The organism is Winogradskya consettensis (assembly GCF_018332715.1).
In the GTDB taxonomy this organism is placed as follows: domain Bacteria; phylum Actinomycetota; class Actinomycetes; order Mycobacteriales; family Micromonosporaceae; genus Actinoplanes; species Actinoplanes consettensis.
Genome location: NZ_BOQP01000019.1, coordinates 63,506 through 81,320, shown reverse-complemented (window position 1 = coordinate 81,320; position 17,815 = coordinate 63,506). Strand labels below are relative to the sequence as shown.

Genomic DNA, 17,815 nt, shown 5'->3' with positions numbered 1-17,815 from the left:
CTTGTCACGACGCACCTGAGCGATACGCTCGTCGAAGTCACGCAGGTCCGGCGGTGCGGTCATCCGACGGATCCGCATCCGCGCCCCGGCCTCATCGATCAGGTCGATCGCCTTGTCCGGCAGGAACCGGTCCGAGATGTAACGGTCAGCCAGCGTCGCCGCCGCGACCAGAGCCGCGTCGGTGATGCTGATCCGGTGATGCGCCTCGTAACGGTCACGCAGACCCTTGAGGATCTCGATCGTGTGCGCCAGCGACGGCTCGGCCACCTGGATCGGCTGGAAACGACGCTCCAGCGCCTTGTCCTTCTCGACGAACTTCCTGTACTCGTCGAGGGTGGTCGCGCCGATCAGCTGCAGCTCACCACGCGCGAGCATCGGCTTCAGGATCGAGGCGGCGTCGATCGCGCCCTCGGCGGCACCCGCGCCGACCAGCGTGTGGATCTCGTCGATGAACAGGATGATGTCGCCCCGGGTGCCTACTTCCTTCAGCACCTTCTTGAGACGTTCCTCGAAGTCACCGCGATAGCGCGAACCGGCGACGAGGGAGCCCATGTCGAGGGTGTAGAGCTGCTTGTCCTTCAGCGTCTCCGGGACCTCGCCCTTGACGATCGCCTGGGCCAGGCCTTCCACCGCGGCGGTCTTGCCGACGCCCGGCTCACCCGTCAGGACGGGGTTGTTCTTCATCCGGCGCGACAGCACCTGCATCACGCGCTCGATTTCCTTCTCCCGGCCGATGACCGGGTCGAGCTTGCCCTCACGGGCGGCCTGCGTGAGGTTCGTCCCGAATTGATCGAGGACGGTCGACGAGGACGGTGCGGCAGGCTCGCCGGACGCCGTCGGCTCCTTGCCCTGATAGCCCGAGAGCAACTGGATGACCTGCTGACGAACCCGGTTGAGGTCCGCGCCGAGCTTCACCAGGACCTGGGCGGCAACACCCTCGCCCTCGCGGATCAGGCCCAGCAGGATGTGCTCCGTGCCGATGTAGTTGTGGCCCAGCTGCAGAGCCTCGCGCAGCGACAGCTCCAGCACCTTCTTGGCCCGCGGCGTGAACGGAATGTGCCCGCTCGGCGCCTGCTGACCCTGACCGATGATCTCCTCGACCTGCTGCCGGACCCCCTCGAGAGAGATACCAAGGCTCTCCAGAGCCTTCGCGGCAACACCCTCACCCTCATGGATCAGGCCGAGCAGGATGTGCTCTGTCCCGATGTAGTTGTGGTTGAGCATCCGGGCCTCTTCTTGGGCCAGGACGACAACCCGTCGGGCACGGTCTGTGAACCGCTCGAACACGACAATCACGTCCTCGCAGCGAAGCCCCACGCACCCCGCCCAAGGCAACGCACGCGCACGTGCGGAAGCGGACAGGAGTTGCGTGCGCTGAGTCGAAGCCTCTTGGCGTTGACGCGTGACCCGCGTGGGGAGCCTCGCTACGCTCGTGCAGGCGCGCTGCCTCGCAACCATACAACGAAGGTGACCTACGATGGGCGAGGGAGGACCACGATGAGCGCAACCAGAGATCGGCAACCGGCACCAGACCGCGCGCGCAAACGCGCGATCCGCGCCCTTGCGGCCGAGCTCGGCGTGGCCTATTCGGTCGCTGCCCGCCTGCTCACAGCCCGGACGCAGGCCCCGGCACCCGCCGTTCCCGCGATCCCCGCACGCCCCAGCTTCCCCATCGGCACCGACGAGCACCGGGCCTGGATGTTCGCTGCCCGCGAACACCGCACGTTCAACTCCCGGGTGAGCGACACCCGGCTGGCCACGAAACTCCCCCTGGGCCGGGCCGCCCACCTGACCACCCGCTTCCCGCCGCTGCGCGCGACTGCCGGCATCGGCCCGCTCTACCACGGCGAAGGCCGCGAAACAGCCCTGGCCATGTTGTACGCCGTCCTCGAGCACGAATCCCCGAACCTGCTTCCCCCCGCCGACGAGCTGGCCTGGGCCGCCGAGCTCGGCGAGGAAGCCGCCGTCGACATCTCCCTCGCCGCCCTCGACCGCGCCGCCCGGCACCTGCTCGACCACGACCGGTGGCGCCTGTGGGTCCGCGTGGAAGCCGCGATCACCGCCGGCGAGGCCACCCCCGACCGCCGGATCCGCGACGCGGCGATCGCCCTGGGCCGCGAGCTGCGCTCCACCAGCCTGCGCAGCTCCCTCGACGGCGCCCGGCACATCCTCGACGCCCTGCTCGTCGAACCCCACGGCGCCCACCCGCCCGGCACCCGCGTCCGCGTCGGCGAGCGCCCGGGCACCGTCGTCGGCGTCGAATGGGACCAGACCGGACCACCCGCGGGCTACCAGGTACGCCTCGACGACGACCCGGACACCCGCCAGGTCCCCCTCAACGGCCTCACCCCGGACTCAGCCCCCGAACCAGCCCGCACCCACTGACCCTGCCCGATCGGCTGCGCGCCGTGCGGCCACGTGTCACCGGCCGGGGCGACGCCCGCAGGCGCAGATCACTGGAGCATGGTGCGCAGGGCTCCGGCGAAGTAGTTCAGGGACTCGTCGACGGCGTCGGGATGGTCGGCGGGACGGTTCAGGTGGCCGTGGGTGGCGCCGCGGGCCAGGTAGGTGGTCACCGGGACCTTCGCCTCGCGTAACTGGTGGGCGAGGAGCTCGCCCGAGGCCCGGAGATCGTCGAACTCGGACAACAGCACGTGAGTCGCGGGGAGTCCTTCCAGCGGCGCCCCGCCGGGCAGGGCATCCGGGGGCAGGTCGGTGAGGCGGCCGACATAGTTGTGGACCATGTCGTCGTAGCCAGCGGCGCCGGGCACCGGGTAGTGCACGAACGGGTAGGCGAGCAGCAGCAGATCCGGGGTACGCCGCCCGGCGTCGCGCGCACGCAGCGCGGTGGACATCGCCAGCGCGGCCCCCGCGCTCGCCCCGCCGATGCCGACCCGATCGGCGAAGCCCTGAGCGCACGCCCACTGCCAGACCGCGTCCACGTCGTCAACCGGCACCGGGTAGCGCACCCCGCCGACCGCCAGCCGGTAGCCGACCGAGACGACGGTGACCCCCGCGCGACGGCACAGCTCGGCCGCGACCATGTCCGCCTCGGGCATGTCCAGGTCGCCGTGCCGAAATCCGCCGCCGTGCGCCCAGACGAGGCCGGCCCTCGCGGCTCGCGCCGTGTCCTGCGGTTCGTGGATGCGCACCGGCACCGGGCCATGCGGGCCGGAAACGTGCGGGCCGGAAACATGCGGGACCGTTCCCCGTAACATTGACATATGTCGATTATAGAGCGACCCTGGCCAGGGAAGTCAGCGAGAGAGGTGCGCCATCATGGTCATCGGGAAGCAAACACGGCGCATCGTCCTCACCGCGCTGCTCAGCCTCGGGCTCACCCTCGGCGCAGCGATGAACACGCCTGCCGCCGGCGCCGCGATCGGTGCGCCTGCCGCCATTGCCGCGGTCGGGGACGGGTCGCCGACGGATACGAACATCAGCTTTGTCGGGCGGTGGAACACCACGAACAGTTCGGCGTACGTGCCGTACTGGGCCGGTGCTTACGTCCGAGTCGGATTCACCGGCAGGACGGTCAAACTCAAGCAGCGCAACACGATCAGTTTCTGGGCGAGCATCGACGGCGGAGTGTTCACGGCGTACAGCAATGTGTCCGGAACGGTCAATCTGACTCCGGCGGCGCTGGCGGCGGGCAATCACACACTGATCGTGAGCTACCGGCAGGTGGCCGGGTCGTACACCGGTGACGCGGTCTTCCAAGGCCTCACGCTGGACGCGGGCGCCACCACTTTCAAGGCGCCCGCCCGCACGAAACTGATCGAATTCATCGGTGACTCGATCACGGCGGGCACCACGAGCACCAAACTGGCCGTCACGGACTACGCGTTCGTGACCGGGGAGCGGCTCGGCGCCGACCATACGCAGATCGCGATCGGTGGTATGTGCCTTTCCGAGACCACGGATGCCTGCTGGGCGCACGAGACGCGTTATTGGATGTCCAGCGGTGGCCAGGTGGGCACCGACCAGTGGAACTTCGCCCGTTACACGCCCACCGCCGTGGTGATCAACCTCGGCACCAACGACAAGAGCCACGGTGTGACCGGGGCCGTCTTCCAGGCGAAGTACACCACTTTCCTGCAGCAGATCCGGGCGAAGTTCCCCAACGCCAAGCTGGTCGCACTGCGCACATTCATCGGCCGCTACGCCGTGGAGACGCAGGCCGCTGTCCAAGCGCGCAAAAACGCCGGCGACACCAATGTCGTTTACGTCGACACCACCGGCTGGCTGCCGTCGGATGGACTGAGCGATTCCGTCCACCCGAACGACAAAGGACACCAGGCGATCGCCGACAAACTGACCCCGCTGCTCAGCTGAGCTCTTCAGTCGCTCCAACTGCCGATCAAGGCCGCCTGCCCGACAGGTACGCCGTCAGCGTGCGCAAGGTTCCAAACAGTCACGTCCTCGATCCAGAACTGCCGCCCCGTTCTTGTCACCCGCGGCCCGCGATAACCGTCGGCGTACCCCTTGCTCCGGACCCCGTCCAGCAGGACCTGACGCGGCTCCCGGTCCTCCTGCCCGGCGGACAGTCGCGAGGGCAGCCCGACGAACTCGCTCCACGCGTACCCGAAATGCCTCTGCGCACTCAGATTTGCATAGACGAACAGCGGGTCCGGCGACGTGTCGTGAGCGAGCAGACCGAATGGCGCTTCGTACAGCCAGGCCGCGGCATCCTGAACATCCGAAGGCACGAGTGGCCGCCCGACCAGGGTGGCGTAACTGTCCGCGAGCAGCTCGGCGAATGCTTCATCGTGGCCGTTCATGCGACGAAGATATCCACCGACGGACGCAGACGCGCACACTCGCGCAGCACCTCATGGATCGGGTGCTGTTCGAATGCTTTCACCAGGGTGGTGTCCCACTGCGTGTTGGTGTCGTCGGCCGAGGGATAGGCCGTCTGAGTGAGCAGATAATCGAACCGCGGCGCCCACTTCCGCGATCCCAGACGCGCAGTGGTCGAACAGTTGTCGACCATGAAAGCGACACCCCGGGCATGCATGTACGGGTTGAGCGAGTCCGTCGCCTCGATGACCGACTCGTTCGCGATCTCCGAGTACGGGTGGCCGTACTCGATGAAGGTGTCGATCTGCCCCATCATCACGCCGCAGAAGACGCCGGCGGTGAACGGATCGAGCGGCAGCTGCTCGTCGTCGCGATCGCGGCGCGCCACCTCACCCGCCCGCCACATCGAGGCCCGGTCGATCCTGCCCATCGGGAACCGCGCGAGCCGTTCACCGGCCAGGATGACGCTGCGGATCTCGTTGCCGGAGCGCACCTCGTCGTAGATCTCGTGGGTGAGCTCCAGCCCGACCGGGTACGCGGCGGCGTACGCCCGAGCGAAGATCTCCCGCCCGGCATCGTCGAGCCGCTGATAGAGCCCGATCAAACCGTCCCTGGAAACCGTACGCGAAATGGGCCCGGTCACGCAGTCCACCGAATGCCGGTACGCGTCCGTCTCGCCCATCCCCTGCTCCCGGAACCGCCGGTACAGACTCTCGACGATCCCGTGCACCCCGCCGAGCAAAATGGCCCGCTCCCCGGTCAGGTCGGACAGGTATTCCGACCGCAGCGTGGTCCGGAACGTGTACGGCGCCCCCAGCCCCACCGACCAACCCAGCGCCCGATCGGTGGCCCGCCCGGTGACGTCCTGCTCAACGGCGAAGCTCGCGTTGATGCCCGCCCCGTTGGTCTCCGCGCCCTGCAGATAGAGCGCACGCACCGACGCGCCCATCCCCTTGGGACACACGGCGATGACGTCGATCCCCTCGGGGAACCGTGCGCCCTGCTGGTCGAGGTAGCCGAGGAGGAACCCGTGCGACAACCCGAGCGTGGCCCCCGTACGCAAAGCCGCAAAGATCTGCTCGTGAAGTGCCGCCTGGGCGGCATCGGAGATCAGCAGCAGCACCATGTCGGAGCCGGCGATCACCTCGAACATCTCCCCGAGCGTCCCGTCCTGCTCGGTGAACCCCGCCGCCCGCGCGGCCCCGGCCGACGCGGACCCGGCCCGCAGCCCGACAACCACCCTCACGTCACTGCCGGCGAGCGAATCCCGCAGGTTCTGCGACTGCGCCGACGCCTGCGGCCCCCACCCGATGACCCCGATCTGATCGACCCCCTCGAACGCCCGGGGCAGCCGGTCGAGCAGGTGCCGTCCCCCGACCACGATCCCCTCCCGGGTCCCGTTCAGGGTGATGTACTCCTTGTCGAAGACATCGGTCCGGAACTCAGCAACAGAAATTTCATCCACGCCTTGATGAACGGCCGCGCCGCCGCCGAGTTCAACGGGGATACAGATCCATCCCCGCCGCCACGGCAGCCTCGGCATACGCACTCGCCAGCGAGTCAGCCGTGGCATGCGCGTTCAGCCCGCTCGGATTCGGCACCACCCACAGGATCGCACCGGCCAACCGGTCCGGTTGCCGGCCGACCACAGCCTTCGGCCGATCGAAAGCCGCACGGTACGCGGTGATGCCCAGCAACGCGACGACCCGGGGCCGGATCCGGGCGACCCGCCCGGCCAACGCGGTCGCCCCCGCCCGGAGCTCCTCCGTCGTCAGCTCATCGGCCCTGGCCGTCGCCTTCGCCACCAGGCTCGTGATCCCGACACCCCGAGCCTCCAGATGAGCCACATCAGCCGGATCGAACCCACCCGACGCATCGATCAGCCGGTCGACGATCCCCGCCCGGAACAGCGCCGGATAGAACCTGTTCCCCCGCCGCCCGAAATGACTCTGCGTCGCCACCGTCAGCAACCCCGGATTGATCCCGGCAAACAACAACCGCACATCATCCCCGAGCAGATCCGGAATCGTCCCACCCCGATACCCCGCCAGCTCAGCCCGCGTGAACGCCACCCGCAAACCCTACCCAGCATCAACGTCAACTCCGGTACCGGTCAGCGTGTCCCTGTGTCAGATCTGCCGGGGTCGTCGAGGACGCCTCGAGCCATTTCGCGCATCAGCGGGTCGTCGCCGTCCGCGAGCTTCGTCAGCGTGGTCCGCAAGAATTTGGCGATGCGAGGGTCGTCACCGGCCATGTCATAGACGCTGTGGTGCATCAGCGGGCTCCTACCCATGCGGGGACCTGGGGGTGGCGGTAGGCGCTGTAATCGGCCAGGTCCGGGACCGCGTCGGCGACCCGTGACAGTTGTCCTTCGATGATGCCCAGCGCGGCCTGCACAGCGGCGAAGATGCTGTTGATCGCCTCGGTTGCCTGGGCCCACAGCCGAAGCATGTTGGCGATCTCCACGCCGGCGACGCCGTAACCGACGACGGCGCCGACCCCTGAGGCTGCAGTCGCGGTTCCTGCTACGAAGGCGATACCGGCGATGATCGCGGCATCGCAGAGACCCTTGAGGAAACCGCTGACGGCCTCGCTCGTGTTGTACACACCTTGCGCGATCTCGGTGAATTGCTGGGAGATCCCCCGGAACGGGTCAGCGAGGTTCGCCGCACCGTCAGCGAGGCGGGTGAAGCCGAAGTAGGCGGCGTCTGCGGCAACCCCTTCCCAGCCCGGCTGCAGGGCGATCGCTCCGCCCTGCACGTTGTAGCCGAGGTCCTGCACGGCGTCAGCGGCGTGACCGAACGCGACGCCGGCCTGGGCGATCGCCTGCCAGTCACCGAGCAGCGACTCGAGCGCCCGCTCCAGCGGGTTGAAGCCGAATACGTGGTCGAATGCCACCAGGATGTAGTTGGACGGGCTGGTGTAGTCCATCCACGCGAGCGGGTGGGTGATCGATCAGATATCGCTTCACCGCTGCCGCGTCGTCGCCGGCCCGGTGGACCTGCCCTGCGTATCCGTCCAGGAATGATGGTTCTACCCGGAACTCGCTGCGATGCCCCCATGACAACGTTCTCGGCCGCAAAGACGGCCGGTTGCGTGAGATACAGGTCGTCAGTCGATGAGCTGACTGACGACGATCAGCGCAACGACGCCCAGGACGGTGAGACCCGCGGACCAGGCTGTGAACCATCGGGAGATGGTGGTGTCCGATGCGACGTAGACCCCGATTCCCGCCAGCCCGCCGATTCCGAGCAGGGCGTAGCCAGGCAGCATCGGCCCGGTACCGCTGAATACCGCGACCAGGATCGCGATCAAGCCGAAGCACATCGAGGCGTCCGCGGCGCGATGCCGGATCCGCCGGATGTCCTCGTGCTCGTCAGCGTCCGCCATCGCGATCTCCTCCGCGTCGGCCAGGGCAGCAGATCATCATTGATCGCCGGGCAAGGAGCGTAGATGCATGATCAGTTCGGCGCTGCCCCGAAATGCTCTGGCGCACGACGTTGATACGGGGTGGCAGCGGCAAGCCTTGCCTGGGAATCCGAACTGTCGAGCGTCACCTGGCCCGGTCAGGTCCCCAAGCCGGGAGGGGGCGGGTGTTCCGATCGACCTCTACGCGGTCGCGGGCGGCCTGGCGGGTGGTGACGCCGAGTTTGGCGAAGATGTGGTTGACGTGGGTTTTGACGGTGGCGTTGCCGATGAAGAGGCGGGCTGCTATTTCTCGGTTGGGGAGGCCTTCGGCGATGAGCTGGAGGATTTGGTTCTCGCGGTCGGTGAGGCCCACCGGCCGGGTGGGGTGGCCCGGGGCCGCGGGGGTGGCCGCGGCGAGCAGTGCCTGCTGGGCCGGGCCGGCGAGGGTGACCTGGCCGGCCACCGCGGTGTGCAGCGCGCGGGCGAGGTCGGCGCGGCTCGCGTCCTTCGTCAGGTAGCCGCGGGCGCCGGCGGAGAGCGCGGTCAGCACGCTGTCGTCGTCGGCGTAGGTGGTGAGGACGACCACCGCCACCGACGGGTGCGTCCGGGCAATACGGGCGGTGGCCTCGACGCCGTCCATGACTGGCATTCGCAGGTCCATGAGGATGGCGTCGGGTTCGAGGGCTGCGGTCAGGGCGACCGCCTCGGCTCCGTCGGCGGCGGCGCCCACGACCTCGATGTCCGGCACTGTGCCGAGCAGGGCGACCAGACCGGCTCGGACGCTGGTCTGGTCGTCGGCGATCAGTAACCGGAGCGGGGCGGTCATGCGGGGACCTCGGCGCGGACGGTCCAGCCGCCGGAGTGCGTACCCGCGGTCAGGGAGCCGCCGGCGAGCCGGAGCCGTTCGTTCATGCCCGCCAGGCCGTAGCCGCCTTCCGGCGAGCCGGGCGGGGACAGGGCGGGTACAGCATTGTGGACGGTCAGGGCGGTCCGGTGCGGGTCGTACCGAAGATCAACCGTGATGGGTACGCCCGGAGCGTGCTTACGGGCGTTGGTCAGTGCCTCCTGCGCGGTGCGGAGCAGGGCGAGCCCGGCAGCCGGGGGCAGCGGCCGGGGCACTCCCGTGACGGCCAGGGCGGCCTGTGCCCCGACTAGCAGGGCGAGTGTCTCGGGCAGCGGCGGGGCGTCGCTGTGCAGGGCGTGGACCGCCCGTCGCGTCTCGCGCATGCCCTCGGCGGCCAGGCCGTGGGCGTGCCGGACCCGGTCGCGGGCGCCGCTGGTGTCGCCCGCGTCGGTGAGCAGCGCGTCCGCGAGCTCCAGTTGGATGGAGAGGTCGGCGAGCGAGTGGGCGAGGATGTCGTGGATCTCGCGGGCGATGCGGGAGCGTTCGGCCAGCGCGGCGGCTCGTTCCCGGTCGGCCTGCCCGGCGCGGGCCTCGCGCAGCTGCGCCTGCCGCAGGCCGCGGGCGAGGCCGCCGGCGAAGAAGCCGCCGATCAGTGCCAGCAGGACGAGTGTCGTGCCGCCGTCGCCACCCCCGAACGCCCAGCCCGCACCCACCGCGGCGGCACCCGCGGCCGGCACCACCACGGCACGGCGGCGCAGCGACGTCGCCGCGTGCAGGCACACGACCAGCATGAGGATGACGATCCAGGAACTGCCACCGGCCACGCCGGCGAATCCGCTCGTCGACGCGACCACCACGAGCAGGCCGAGCATGGCCGGATCGACCGGCAGCCGGTCACCGCGGCGCAGCTGCAACGCGAGCCAGCCGGTCCAGGCCAGGACCGTCGCGATCACGCAGGCCACGACCAGGATTCCGTACGCGGTGGGCGCGGTCGTGAACGTCAGCACCACGAAGACCGGTAGCTCGGCCGCGCACAGCAGCCAGCTCAGCCGGGCACCACTGATCCGGGGTTTCACCTTCTCACCGTACGGCCGCCGGGCTCACCGGGAATCAACCCGCGGGTGGAGAAGGAATCAACCCGGCGCTCCCACCACGGGTCGATGCCCGCCCCGGGCCACGTTCACAGACTGATGGCATGGCTCGATTTCTCGCACGCATCGGCGGCTTCAGCGCGCGCCGCCGGTGGCTCATCGTCGTTCTCTGGATCGCTCTGCTCGCCGCCGCGGCCGGTGGTGCCGCCGCCTGGTCGAAGCCGCTCGACCCGGACTTCACCATCGACGGCCTGGCCTCGGTCGGCACGCTGCAACGCATCGACGCGGAGTTCGGGATCAGCGACGACCCGGGCGGCGACATCGTCTTCGCCGCCCCGGCGGGACAGTCGCTGACCGCCGGTGACAAGGCGACCATCACGAGGCTGAGCAGCGACATCGCCGCCCTGCCCGGGGTCGCCGCCGCTCCTGCGACAACCCTGTCGCCCGGCGGGCGGGTGGGTCTGCTGTCCGTCACGCTGACCGGTGACGACGTGCCCGCGGGGCTCGCCGGGGTGGTTGACGCTGCCCGGGGTCCGGGGCTGCGGATCGAACTGTCCGCCGGGCTCGCACCGGCGGCGGAGTCCAGCAGCAGCACCGACATCGGGTTGCTGATCGCGCTGGTCGTGCTCGTCGTCACGTTCGGGTCGCTGGTGGCGGCCGGCGTGCCACTCGTCACCGCGCTGCTCGGGCTCGGGGTCAGCCTCGCCGGGATCTATGCGGCCACCCGGTTCATCGCGCTCAGCGACGTGGCGCCGTCACTGGCCCTGCTGCTCGGTCTCGCCGTCGGCATCGACTACGCGCTGTTCGTGGTGAACCGGCACCGGCGGCAGCTGATCGACGGGGTACCCGTACGACAATCCATCGCCCTCGCCGTCGGCACCGCCGGCACCGCGGTGGTCTTCGCCGCACTCACCGTGATCATCGCCCTGGCCGGGCTCGCCGTGATGCGCGTCGGCTTCCTGACCCAGATGGGTGTGTCCGCCGCCGTCGCCGTCGCGATCGCCATGCTGATCACGGTGACGCTCACCCCCGCCCTGCTCAGCATCGCCGGCCCGCGCATCCTCGGCCGCCGCACCCGCCGCCGGCTCGCCGCGGGCACGGTGCCGGCGGGCGGGAAGTACGCCCTGCGCTGGGCGGGCTGGATCGCGCGCTTCCCGGCGCTCGGGGTCCTCATCCCGGTCGTGCTGCTCGGCGCGCTCGCCATCCCGGTGCTGCACCTGCGGCTCGGGCTGCCGACCGACGGTTCGGAGCCGTCCACGTCGACGGTCCGGCAGGCGTACGACCTGAAAGCCGCCGGGTTCGGCGCCGGCGTCAACGCACCGATCCTCGTCGTCGGCACCGCCGCGGCCGAGCAGGGGCTCGACGCGGTGCCGGGTGTCGCCCGAGTCGTGCCCAGCGGCGAGCACGGTGGGCAGGTGCTGCTGACGGTCTACCCCACCGGCGGCCCGGAGGCGGAATCCACCACGACACTGGTCCACGACCTGCGCGAACGCCCGGGACTCGAGGTGACCGGCACCACCGCCATCGCCATCGACGTCTCCGACCTGCTCGCGGCGCGGCTCCCCGGCTACCTCGCCCTGATCATCGGGTTCGCGTTCCTGCTGCTGCTCGTGGTGTTCCGCTCGGTGCTGGTCGCGCTGAAAGCCGTCGTCAGCTTTCTGCTCAGTCTCGGCGCGGCGCTCGGCTGCACGGTCCTGGTGTTCCAGCAGGGCCACCTCGCCGGCCCGGTCGGCGTCGACCCGGCCGGCCCGCTGCTCAGCTTTCTGCCGGTCATCGTGATCGGAGTGCTCTTCGGCCTCTCCATGGACTACGAGATGTTCCTGCTCACCGGCATCCACGAGGAACACGCCCGCGGCGCCGACCCCCGCGGCGCCGTCCGCACCGGCTTCGCCCACGGCGCCAAGGTCATCGCCGCCGCGGCCCTCATCATGATCGGCGTCTTCGGCTCCGGCGCCCTGGGCCACGGCGACAACACGATCAAACCCATCGCGTTCAGCCTCGCTGCCGGGACTCTGGCCGATGCCTTCCTGGTACGCATGATGCTCGTCCCCGCCGTCATGACCCTCTTCGGCCGCGCCGCCTGGTGGCTCCCCCGCTGGCTCAACCGCGTCCTGCCCCACCTCGACATCGAGGGCTCACAGCTCGCGCCGTCCACCCCGCCCGGCGAGCCCTCCGCACGGCTGTATGCATCGGCAGGAAAGTAACCCTCCACGTCCCGGCCCGCGTTCAGTGAGCCTTTCAGAACTCCGGAAGTATTCCTTCAGTAATGGCGGATACGTTTTTTCGGGGTCAGCGATCAGCGTTGATCCGAATTGTCTCCACGAAGGAGTTCCATGAACAGGCGCAGCATTCTCACCGGCGCAGCGGCGGCGGCGATGACCGTTGCCGGGGCTCTTGCCGTCGCACCGGGTCCGGCCCAGGCCGCGTACACGTGCGGTCAGCAGCAGGTCTGTTTCTACAAGGATTACAACGCCACCGGGACCGCCTCGGTCCAGGCCCGGCTCAACCGCAGTAGTGGAACGGCATTCGTCGGCTACATCAAGGATTTCCGCAACAGCCATTACACGAATGGCGAGACCCTGCAGGACTCCATCTCGTCGATCGTGAACAACAGCGACGACGACATGCTCCTCTACGACGAGGGGAATTTCGGCGGTCCCCGGGTGCTGATCCCCCGGCACAGCGGCCTGCGGAACCTGGATTCCGGCACCGTTTACGGCCCCAACGGCAAGCCCGTGACGTATCTCTACACCTTGAACGACCGCGCCACCTCGGCCGCGGTGGGCAGCTGCACGACGACGGCCTGCACCCGATGAGGCCGGGTCAGCTCTCCGCCGGCCGGGTGGGTGGCCAGACCAGGACGTCGTCCGGGATGTGAGTGTCGTGGATGGCGGCGTGGTCGCGGCCCGGCAGGGTCCGGGCGTGGGCGGCGACGAGGCGGGCGACCTCGATCGCGCCGTGGGCCTGGAAGTGGGTGTTGTCGGCGACGCCGGCCGGGTAGTTGACCGACTCGCCCGGGTCGAGCCACAGGAAGTAGTCCTTGGTCGGCTCGGGGCCGAGCTTGCTCCACAGGTCGAATGACAGCGCGGTCAGATCGACCAGCGGGGTACGCGTACGGGCAGCCAGATCGCGCATGGCGTCCGGGTATTCGCCGTGGGACAGATACGGGACGCCGTCGGCGGTGAAGCGGCGGCGCTCGACCGGGGTGACCAGCACGGGATGGGCGTGCCGGGCCCGGGCGCCGTCGAGGTAGCGGCGCAGGTAGTCCTGGAACGTCGTCCACGGCTCGGTGTAGCGGGCGGGGTCCTCGGCCTTCTCGTCGTTGTGCCCGAACGACACGAGCAGGGTGTCGCCGGGCCGGATCGCGGCGAGGATGAGGTCGAGGCGTCCCAGGTCGGCGAAGCTCTTGGAGCTCGCCCCGGACAGCGCGGCGTTCGACACGGCAATGCCCGGTCGCAGGAACGCGGGCAGGGCCTGACCCCACCCTGCCCGGGGGACGTCAGCGGTGGCGTAGGTCGCCGCCGTGGAGTCGCCCGCCACGAACACCGTGCGATGCCGGCCCGCCGCCGAGGCTTCACCCGATCCCCAGGCAGCACTGACCGCGCCGCCGAGAGCAGCACCGAGAAGAGTTCTCCGTCCGATACCCATGCCCCCATTAAATCAACGTTCGTCGATCTGGCAAGCGCTTACCTGTGCCAAAGAAGACCGCTGTGGACCTGAGCACGCTCGACGTTGCAGCGCCGGCCCGGTCGCCCATCTCGGGTTCTAGCTGCACCGGACAAACCTGGACCCGCACCTGCGCGCCCGGGTGGTCACCGACCAGGACGAGCGGGTGCGGGTGCTCGAGGAGGCGACGGGAACTCAGCGTTCGATCATCTTCATCTGCTCGTCGGTGTGGTGGCCGCCCTCGGCGACCGGCAGGGCGTCGAGCGTGGCGATCTGCTCGGCCGTGAGCTCGACCGCGTCCGCCGCGGTGTTCTCCTCGACCCGGCTGACGCGCTTGGTGCCCGGGATCGGGACGACGTCGTTGCCCTTCGCGAGCAGCCAGGCCAGGGCGACCTGTCCGGCGGTGGCGCCCACCTGGTCGGCGACGTTCTGGACCTCGTCGGCGATGGCCAGGTTGCGCTGGAAGTTCTCGCCGGTGAAGCGCGGGTGGGTCTTGCGGAAGTCGCTGTCGTCCAGCTTCTCGACATCGGCCGGCGTGCGCAGCGCGCCCGTGAGGAACCCACGACCCAGCGGAGAGTACGCGACGAGCCCGATCCCCAGCTCCCGCAGCACCGGCAGCACCTCGTCCTGGTCGCGCGTCCACAGCGAGTACTCCGACTGCAGAGCGGCGATCGGGTGCACGGCGTGCGCGCGGCGGATCGTGGGGATCCATGCCTCGGACAGCCCGATGTGCCGGATCTTGCCCTCCTTCACCAGCTCGGCGAGGGTGCCCACGGTGTCCTCGATCGGGGTGTCCGGGTCGACGCGGTGCTGGTAGTACAGGTCGATGTGATCGGTGCCGAGCCGCTTGAGCGACCCCTCGACGGCGGTGCGGATGCTCTGCGGGCTGCTGTCGGCTGACCCCGCGGCGCGGCCGGTGTGCGAGATCAGGCCGAACTTGGTCGCGAGGACGACCTGGTCGCGGCGGCCCTGGAGCGCCTTGCCGACGAGCTCCTCGTTGACGTACGGGCCGTAGACCTCGGCGGTGTCGATCAGGGTGACGCCGAGGTCGATCGCCCGGTGGATGGTGCGGATGGATTCGGCGTCGTCGCTGCCGGATCCGGTGTAGCCGTGCGACATTCCCATCGCACCCAGGCCGATGCGGCCGACGTCGAGGTCTCCGAGCTTGGCACTGTGCATGATTCTCACGCTTCCGGGATAGGGCGGCCAGGGTTCACCGAACGCATACCCGGCTCAGGCTCAGCAAACATCCGTGTCCCGGAGTCAGGGAGTCATTGCTGGAAGGGGTAACGGCAGGGTCCCCCTCCGGCGGGCCGGTGCGCCCGGCCCGCCGGGGGTGACGTCAGTTGCCGTGCGGTGCGACCGGCCGCTGATCGGTCCACTCCGCGGTGACCACCGCCGTCGAGGACTCCTTGCCGCCCTTGCCGATGTCGGGTCTGCCGTCCTTGCCCTGCGTGGCGCCCTGCATGCCACCGCCGAGCAGCTGGTTCGTCGCCGGGTCGAGGATCAGCCAGGACCGGTCGACGAACTGCCCGGCGGTCCGGGTCAGCTCGAGGGCGACCCCCACGCGTCCCGTGACGTCGGCGCGCGATCCCACGTTGTCCACCCCCGTCAGTGTGGACAACACGGTGAGAGCAGCGGCTCGCAACGGCGGCCCGGCCGGTGCGTCGGTCAGCAGGGTGCCCAGATAGGCGAACACCGCGGCGTCGGTCGCCTCGATGCCGCGCTTCTCGAGCAGCTCGTCGACGGCGGCCCGCAGGCGCGCGGGGTCGGCCGGCAGGTCGGGGACGCCCCGCGAGGAAGTGCGGCTCAGTTCGGCCTTGCCCGGGGCCATGGTGCGGATGACGTGGCCACCCTGTGCGGAGTCCGCCGCGCCGAGGTCGAACGTGCGGGGCGAACCGGCGCGCTTCCAGGCCGCCTCGTCCTCGGCGGTGCGGGGCTGGTAACCCAGCGACTGACGCCCCTCCCACGCCTGCTCGCCACGGTCGCGCGGCGTCCAGGTCTCCGTGAGCCACCGCTCGGCGACGTAGAACGTCTCGCCCTTGGTGTGGACCGGCAGGTACAGCGCGCCCTCGGTGATCCGGGCGACCCGCCAGTACCGGCCGGAGTCAGCCGTGCCCCCGGCCCGCTCGGCCGCCGCCAGCAGCAGTTGCCGCGGGCCGGCCGGTGGTGCCGCCACCCCGGGGGCGCCGCCGCTGCCGGTCTCCCCCAGCCCGGCGGGGCTGCCCGTTCCGGTCGCCATGACCAGCGCGACACCGGCGGCGGCGACCGCGGCCAGGCCGCTGCCCGCCAGCGACAGCCGCCACGTGGTCCGGCGGGGACGCGACGGACGGCGGCCCGCGATCGCATCGGTGAGCTGCCGGCGCGCCGAGGCCACGGTGTGTGCGGCCGGCGGGGGCTCGGTGAGCAGCGTACGGATCATCTGGTTCTCGGTGTCCATCATGGTGTCCCTTCGTCGATGCGGGTGGGGTCGGTGCCGCCGAACGCCTCGCGGACGGCGCGGCGGGCGCGGGTGAGCCGGGACCCGACCGTGCCCGGCGGAACGCCCAGCGCGGCCGAGACCTCGGCATAGTCGAGCTGCGCGACGGCGGTGAGCAGCAGCACGTCGCGGTCCCGGGCGGGCAGCGCGGCCAGGGCCCGGGCCAGCGCGGGCTGGAGCGCTCCGGCTGCCACCCGGGCGACCGTCGCGTCGTCGCCGGAGGAGACGGGGACGCCGCGGTCGATGACGGCACTTGCCCGGGCGAGGGCGCGGTAGCGGCGTTCCTCGTCGCGGCGCTGCCGGTGGATCAGGTTGGTGGCGATGCCGTAGAGCCAGGCGCGGACGTTGCCGCCGCCCGGCACGTCGGTCCGGAAGCGCCCGCGGGTGCGGAACGCGACCAGGAACGTCTCGGCTGCCACGTCGTCGCCGCGTTCGCCGCCGAGCCGGCTGGCCGCGTAGTGCCGCAGCTCCGCGAAGTACCGGTCGAACAGCACGGCGAACAGGTCAGGGTCCGTCAGCGACGCCAGCAGGGCTGCGACGTCCGGATCCGAGGTCACGTGACGGGCGTCGAGGGCGGTCAAGGATGGTTCACGAGGCGGGCCTCCCAGGCTCCGTGGTGTTGGTCACGTATGAATGCCCGAACCGTACGATCGCCTTCACGGCGGCCTGCGTACGCTCGTCGCCATGGATGCGCCCGCCCACGACGACCTGAGTCTGGGCACGTGGCGGCGCGATCCGGGGACGGTCGTGCGCCGGGCCGTGTCGGCGGGGGATCCGGCGCCGCTCGCGATCGTCGCCGAGTCGGAGGTGCCGGGGTCCGCGACGGAGTGGTCGCCGCACGCGCACCCGATGCACGAGCTGGTGTGGGTGCGTGGCGGGACGCTGACCTCGCGGATCGGGAAGAGGATCTACACCGTGCCACCCGGGTGGGGGCTGTGGCTGCCCGCCGGTGTGGTGCACGGCGGCCGGCTGACCGCCGGCGCGGAGCTGCACGACGCGTTCTTCGCCCCCGGCCGTACCCCGGTCGAGTTCGCCGGGCCGACGTCGATCACGGTGACTCCCCTACTGGAGTCGTTGCTGCTGCGCCTGGCCCGCAAGGATCTGGACGACGGCGCGCGGGCGCGGACCGAGGCGGTCGTGTTCGACGTCCTCGATCCGACGGACCGGCAGTTCGCGCTGGAGCTGCCCGGCGATCCCCGGATCGATCCGATCGCCGAGGCGCTGCTCGACGATCCCTCCGACGGTCGCGGGCTGCAGGACTGGGCGGCGGAGCTGGGGATGAGCGATCGGACGGTGACGCGGGCGTTCCGCGGGGCGACCGGGTTGTCGTTCGCGCAGTGGCGACAGGCTCTGCGCGTACATGAAGCATTGGCCCTGTTGTCGGCGGGTGTCGATGTGCGGGAGGTCTCCGAACGGCTCGGGTATTCGCAGCCCAGCACGTTCATCGCGGCGTTCCGGCGGGTGATGAAGGTGACTCCCGGTGCCGTGGCGCCCACGTATCGCGCTTGATGTCCGGAATCCCGTATC

General features: G+C 70.1%; 19 protein-coding genes. 5 read left to right on the top strand and 14 right to left on the bottom strand.

Annotation, left to right across the window (positions count from 1 at the left end; genetic code table 11):
- A partial coding sequence (locus Aco04nite_RS19690; protein WP_212998712.1) for a Clp protease N-terminal domain-containing protein occupies positions 1-1,287 on the bottom strand: 1,287 nt, incomplete at its 3' end.
- A 210-nt stretch (positions 1,288-1,497) separates the two neighbouring features.
- On the opposite strand from Aco04nite_RS19690, the gene Aco04nite_RS19685 reads away from it, so the two are divergent.
- Entirely contained in the window at positions 1,498-2,385 is an 888-nt protein-coding gene (locus tag Aco04nite_RS19685) for a hypothetical protein (RefSeq protein ID WP_212998703.1), read from the top strand.
- A gap of 68 nt (positions 2,386-2,453) precedes the next feature.
- Here the strand turns inward: Aco04nite_RS19685 and Aco04nite_RS19680 are convergent, their stop codons facing one another.
- A complete protein-coding gene (locus tag Aco04nite_RS19680; RefSeq protein WP_212998702.1) occupies positions 2,454-3,224 on the bottom strand; it encodes an alpha/beta hydrolase in 771 nt (256 codons plus the stop codon).
- Between the two features lie 55 nt (positions 3,225-3,279).
- Between Aco04nite_RS19680 and Aco04nite_RS19675 the strand changes: the two genes are divergently transcribed.
- The gene (locus Aco04nite_RS19675; RefSeq protein ID WP_212998701.1) at positions 3,280-4,335 is read left to right on the top strand and encodes an SGNH/GDSL hydrolase family protein; all 1,056 of its coding nucleotides are present in this window, start codon (positions 3,280-3,282) and stop codon (positions 4,333-4,335) included.
- Between the two features lie 5 nt (positions 4,336-4,340).
- Here Aco04nite_RS19675 and Aco04nite_RS19670 read toward each other — a convergent pair whose 3' ends face one another.
- The 8 genes from Aco04nite_RS19670 to Aco04nite_RS19635 all read right to left on the bottom strand — a co-directional run bounded on the left by Aco04nite_RS19670 (position 4,341) and on the right by Aco04nite_RS19635 (position 10,128).
- Positions 4,341-4,781: an MEKHLA domain-containing protein gene (locus tag Aco04nite_RS19670; RefSeq protein ID WP_212998700.1), complete on the bottom strand. Its 441-nt coding sequence runs from the start codon at positions 4,779-4,781 to the stop codon at positions 4,341-4,343.
- Complete coding sequence (locus Aco04nite_RS19665) at positions 4,778-6,265, bottom strand: hypothetical protein (RefSeq protein WP_212998699.1); 1,488 nt, start codon at positions 6,263-6,265, stop codon at positions 4,778-4,780. Before Aco04nite_RS19665 ends, Aco04nite_RS19670 begins: the two co-directional genes overlap by 4 nt.
- Before the next feature lie 31 nt (positions 6,266-6,296).
- Entirely contained in the window at positions 6,297-6,872 is a 576-nt protein-coding gene (locus tag Aco04nite_RS19660) for a mismatch-specific DNA-glycosylase (RefSeq protein WP_212998698.1), read from the bottom strand.
- Positions 6,873-6,913: 41 nt separating this feature from the next.
- Complete coding sequence (locus Aco04nite_RS19655) at positions 6,914-7,075, bottom strand: hypothetical protein (protein ID WP_212998697.1); 162 nt, start codon at positions 7,073-7,075, stop codon at positions 6,914-6,916.
- Positions 7,075-7,731 (bottom strand): WXG100 family type VII secretion target, encoded by a 657-nt coding sequence (locus Aco04nite_RS19650; protein WP_212998696.1) that lies wholly within the window; start codon positions 7,729-7,731, stop codon positions 7,075-7,077. Before Aco04nite_RS19650 ends, Aco04nite_RS19655 begins: the two co-directional genes overlap by 1 nt.
- 180 nt (positions 7,732-7,911) lie before the next feature.
- Positions 7,912-8,190, bottom strand: coding sequence for a hypothetical protein (locus Aco04nite_RS19645; protein WP_212998695.1), 279 nt, complete (start codon positions 8,188-8,190; stop codon positions 7,912-7,914).
- A gap of 163 nt (positions 8,191-8,353) precedes the next feature.
- The gene (locus Aco04nite_RS19640; RefSeq protein ID WP_212998694.1) at positions 8,354-9,034 is read right to left on the bottom strand and encodes a response regulator; all 681 of its coding nucleotides are present in this window, start codon (positions 9,032-9,034) and stop codon (positions 8,354-8,356) included.
- A complete protein-coding gene (locus tag Aco04nite_RS19635) occupies positions 9,031-10,128 on the bottom strand; it encodes a sensor histidine kinase (RefSeq protein ID WP_212998693.1) in 1,098 nt (365 codons plus the stop codon). The genes Aco04nite_RS19640 and Aco04nite_RS19635 overlap by 4 nt, the downstream gene beginning before the upstream one ends.
- Before the next feature lie 119 nt (positions 10,129-10,247).
- On the opposite strand from Aco04nite_RS19635, the gene Aco04nite_RS19630 reads away from it, so the two are divergent.
- Positions 10,248-12,347 carry an MMPL family transporter gene (locus Aco04nite_RS19630; protein WP_212998692.1) on the top strand — a complete coding sequence of 700 codons (2,100 nt, stop codon included), beginning with the start codon at positions 10,248-10,250 and terminating at the stop codon, positions 12,345-12,347.
- A 129-nt stretch (positions 12,348-12,476) separates the two neighbouring features.
- Positions 12,477-12,959, top strand: a complete 483-nt coding sequence (locus Aco04nite_RS19625; protein ID WP_212998691.1) for a peptidase inhibitor family I36 protein — start codon at positions 12,477-12,479, stop codon at positions 12,957-12,959.
- A 7-nt stretch (positions 12,960-12,966) separates the two neighbouring features.
- On the opposite strand, the gene Aco04nite_RS19620 is transcribed toward Aco04nite_RS19625, so the two are convergent.
- From Aco04nite_RS19620 to Aco04nite_RS19605, 4 genes are all read right to left on the bottom strand, one after another.
- On the bottom strand, positions 12,967-13,791 hold the full coding sequence (locus Aco04nite_RS19620; protein WP_212998690.1) for a rhamnogalacturonan acetylesterase: 825 nt from the start codon (positions 13,789-13,791) through the stop codon (positions 12,967-12,969).
- 213 nt (positions 13,792-14,004) lie between these two features.
- Positions 14,005-14,988, bottom strand: coding sequence for an aldo/keto reductase (locus Aco04nite_RS19615; RefSeq protein ID WP_212998689.1), 984 nt, complete (start codon positions 14,986-14,988; stop codon positions 14,005-14,007).
- Between the two features lie 163 nt (positions 14,989-15,151).
- Positions 15,152-16,252, bottom strand: a complete 1,101-nt coding sequence (locus Aco04nite_RS19610; RefSeq protein WP_212998688.1) for a CU044_5270 family protein — start codon at positions 16,250-16,252, stop codon at positions 15,152-15,154.
- A complete protein-coding gene (locus tag Aco04nite_RS19605) occupies positions 16,249-16,869 on the bottom strand; it encodes an RNA polymerase sigma factor (RefSeq protein ID WP_244876124.1) in 621 nt (206 codons plus the stop codon). Before Aco04nite_RS19605 ends, Aco04nite_RS19610 begins: the two co-directional genes overlap by 4 nt.
- Before the next feature lie 103 nt (positions 16,870-16,972).
- Here Aco04nite_RS19605 and Aco04nite_RS19600 point away from each other — a divergent pair, with 103 nt between their 5' ends.
- Positions 16,973-17,797, top strand: a complete 825-nt coding sequence (locus tag Aco04nite_RS19600) for a helix-turn-helix domain-containing protein (protein WP_212998687.1) — start codon at positions 16,973-16,975, stop codon at positions 17,795-17,797.
- The last annotated feature ends 18 nt before the right edge of the window (positions 17,798-17,815 follow it).

What these genes read in the sequence shown, in the direction of transcription:
- Aco04nite_RS19685 (WP_212998703.1), top strand. Translation starts at nt 1,498, where the DNA reads ATGAGCGCAACCAGAGATCGGCAACCGGCACCAGACCGCGCGCGCAAA.
- Aco04nite_RS19680 (WP_212998702.1), bottom strand. Translation starts at nt 3,224, where the DNA reads ATGTCAATGTTACGGGGAACGGTCCCGCATGTTTCCGGCCCGCACGTT.
- Aco04nite_RS19675 (WP_212998701.1), top strand. Translation starts at nt 3,280, where the DNA reads ATGGTCATCGGGAAGCAAACACGGCGCATCGTCCTCACCGCGCTGCTC.
- Aco04nite_RS19670 (WP_212998700.1), bottom strand. Translation starts at nt 4,781, where the DNA reads ATGAACGGCCACGATGAAGCATTCGCCGAGCTGCTCGCGGACAGTTAC.
- Aco04nite_RS19655 (WP_212998697.1), bottom strand. Translation starts at nt 7,075, where the DNA reads ATGCACCACAGCGTCTATGACATGGCCGGTGACGACCCTCGCATCGCC.
- Aco04nite_RS19650 (WP_212998696.1), bottom strand. Translation starts at nt 7,731, where the DNA reads ATGGACTACACCAGCCCGTCCAACTACATCCTGGTGGCATTCGACCAC.
- Aco04nite_RS19645 (WP_212998695.1), bottom strand. Translation starts at nt 8,190, where the DNA reads ATGGCGGACGCTGACGAGCACGAGGACATCCGGCGGATCCGGCATCGC.
- Aco04nite_RS19640 (WP_212998694.1), bottom strand. Translation starts at nt 9,034, where the DNA reads ATGACCGCCCCGCTCCGGTTACTGATCGCCGACGACCAGACCAGCGTC.
- Aco04nite_RS19630 (WP_212998692.1), top strand. Translation starts at nt 10,248, where the DNA reads ATGGCTCGATTTCTCGCACGCATCGGCGGCTTCAGCGCGCGCCGCCGG.
- Aco04nite_RS19625 (WP_212998691.1), top strand. Translation starts at nt 12,477, where the DNA reads ATGAACAGGCGCAGCATTCTCACCGGCGCAGCGGCGGCGGCGATGACC.
- Aco04nite_RS19620 (WP_212998690.1), bottom strand. Translation starts at nt 13,791, where the DNA reads ATGGGTATCGGACGGAGAACTCTTCTCGGTGCTGCTCTCGGCGGCGCG.
- Aco04nite_RS19615 (WP_212998689.1), bottom strand. Translation starts at nt 14,988, where the DNA reads ATGCACAGTGCCAAGCTCGGAGACCTCGACGTCGGCCGCATCGGCCTG.
- Aco04nite_RS19610 (WP_212998688.1), bottom strand. Translation starts at nt 16,252, where the DNA reads ATGATGGACACCGAGAACCAGATGATCCGTACGCTGCTCACCGAGCCC.
- Aco04nite_RS19600 (WP_212998687.1), top strand. Translation starts at nt 16,973, where the DNA reads ATGGATGCGCCCGCCCACGACGACCTGAGTCTGGGCACGTGGCGGCGC.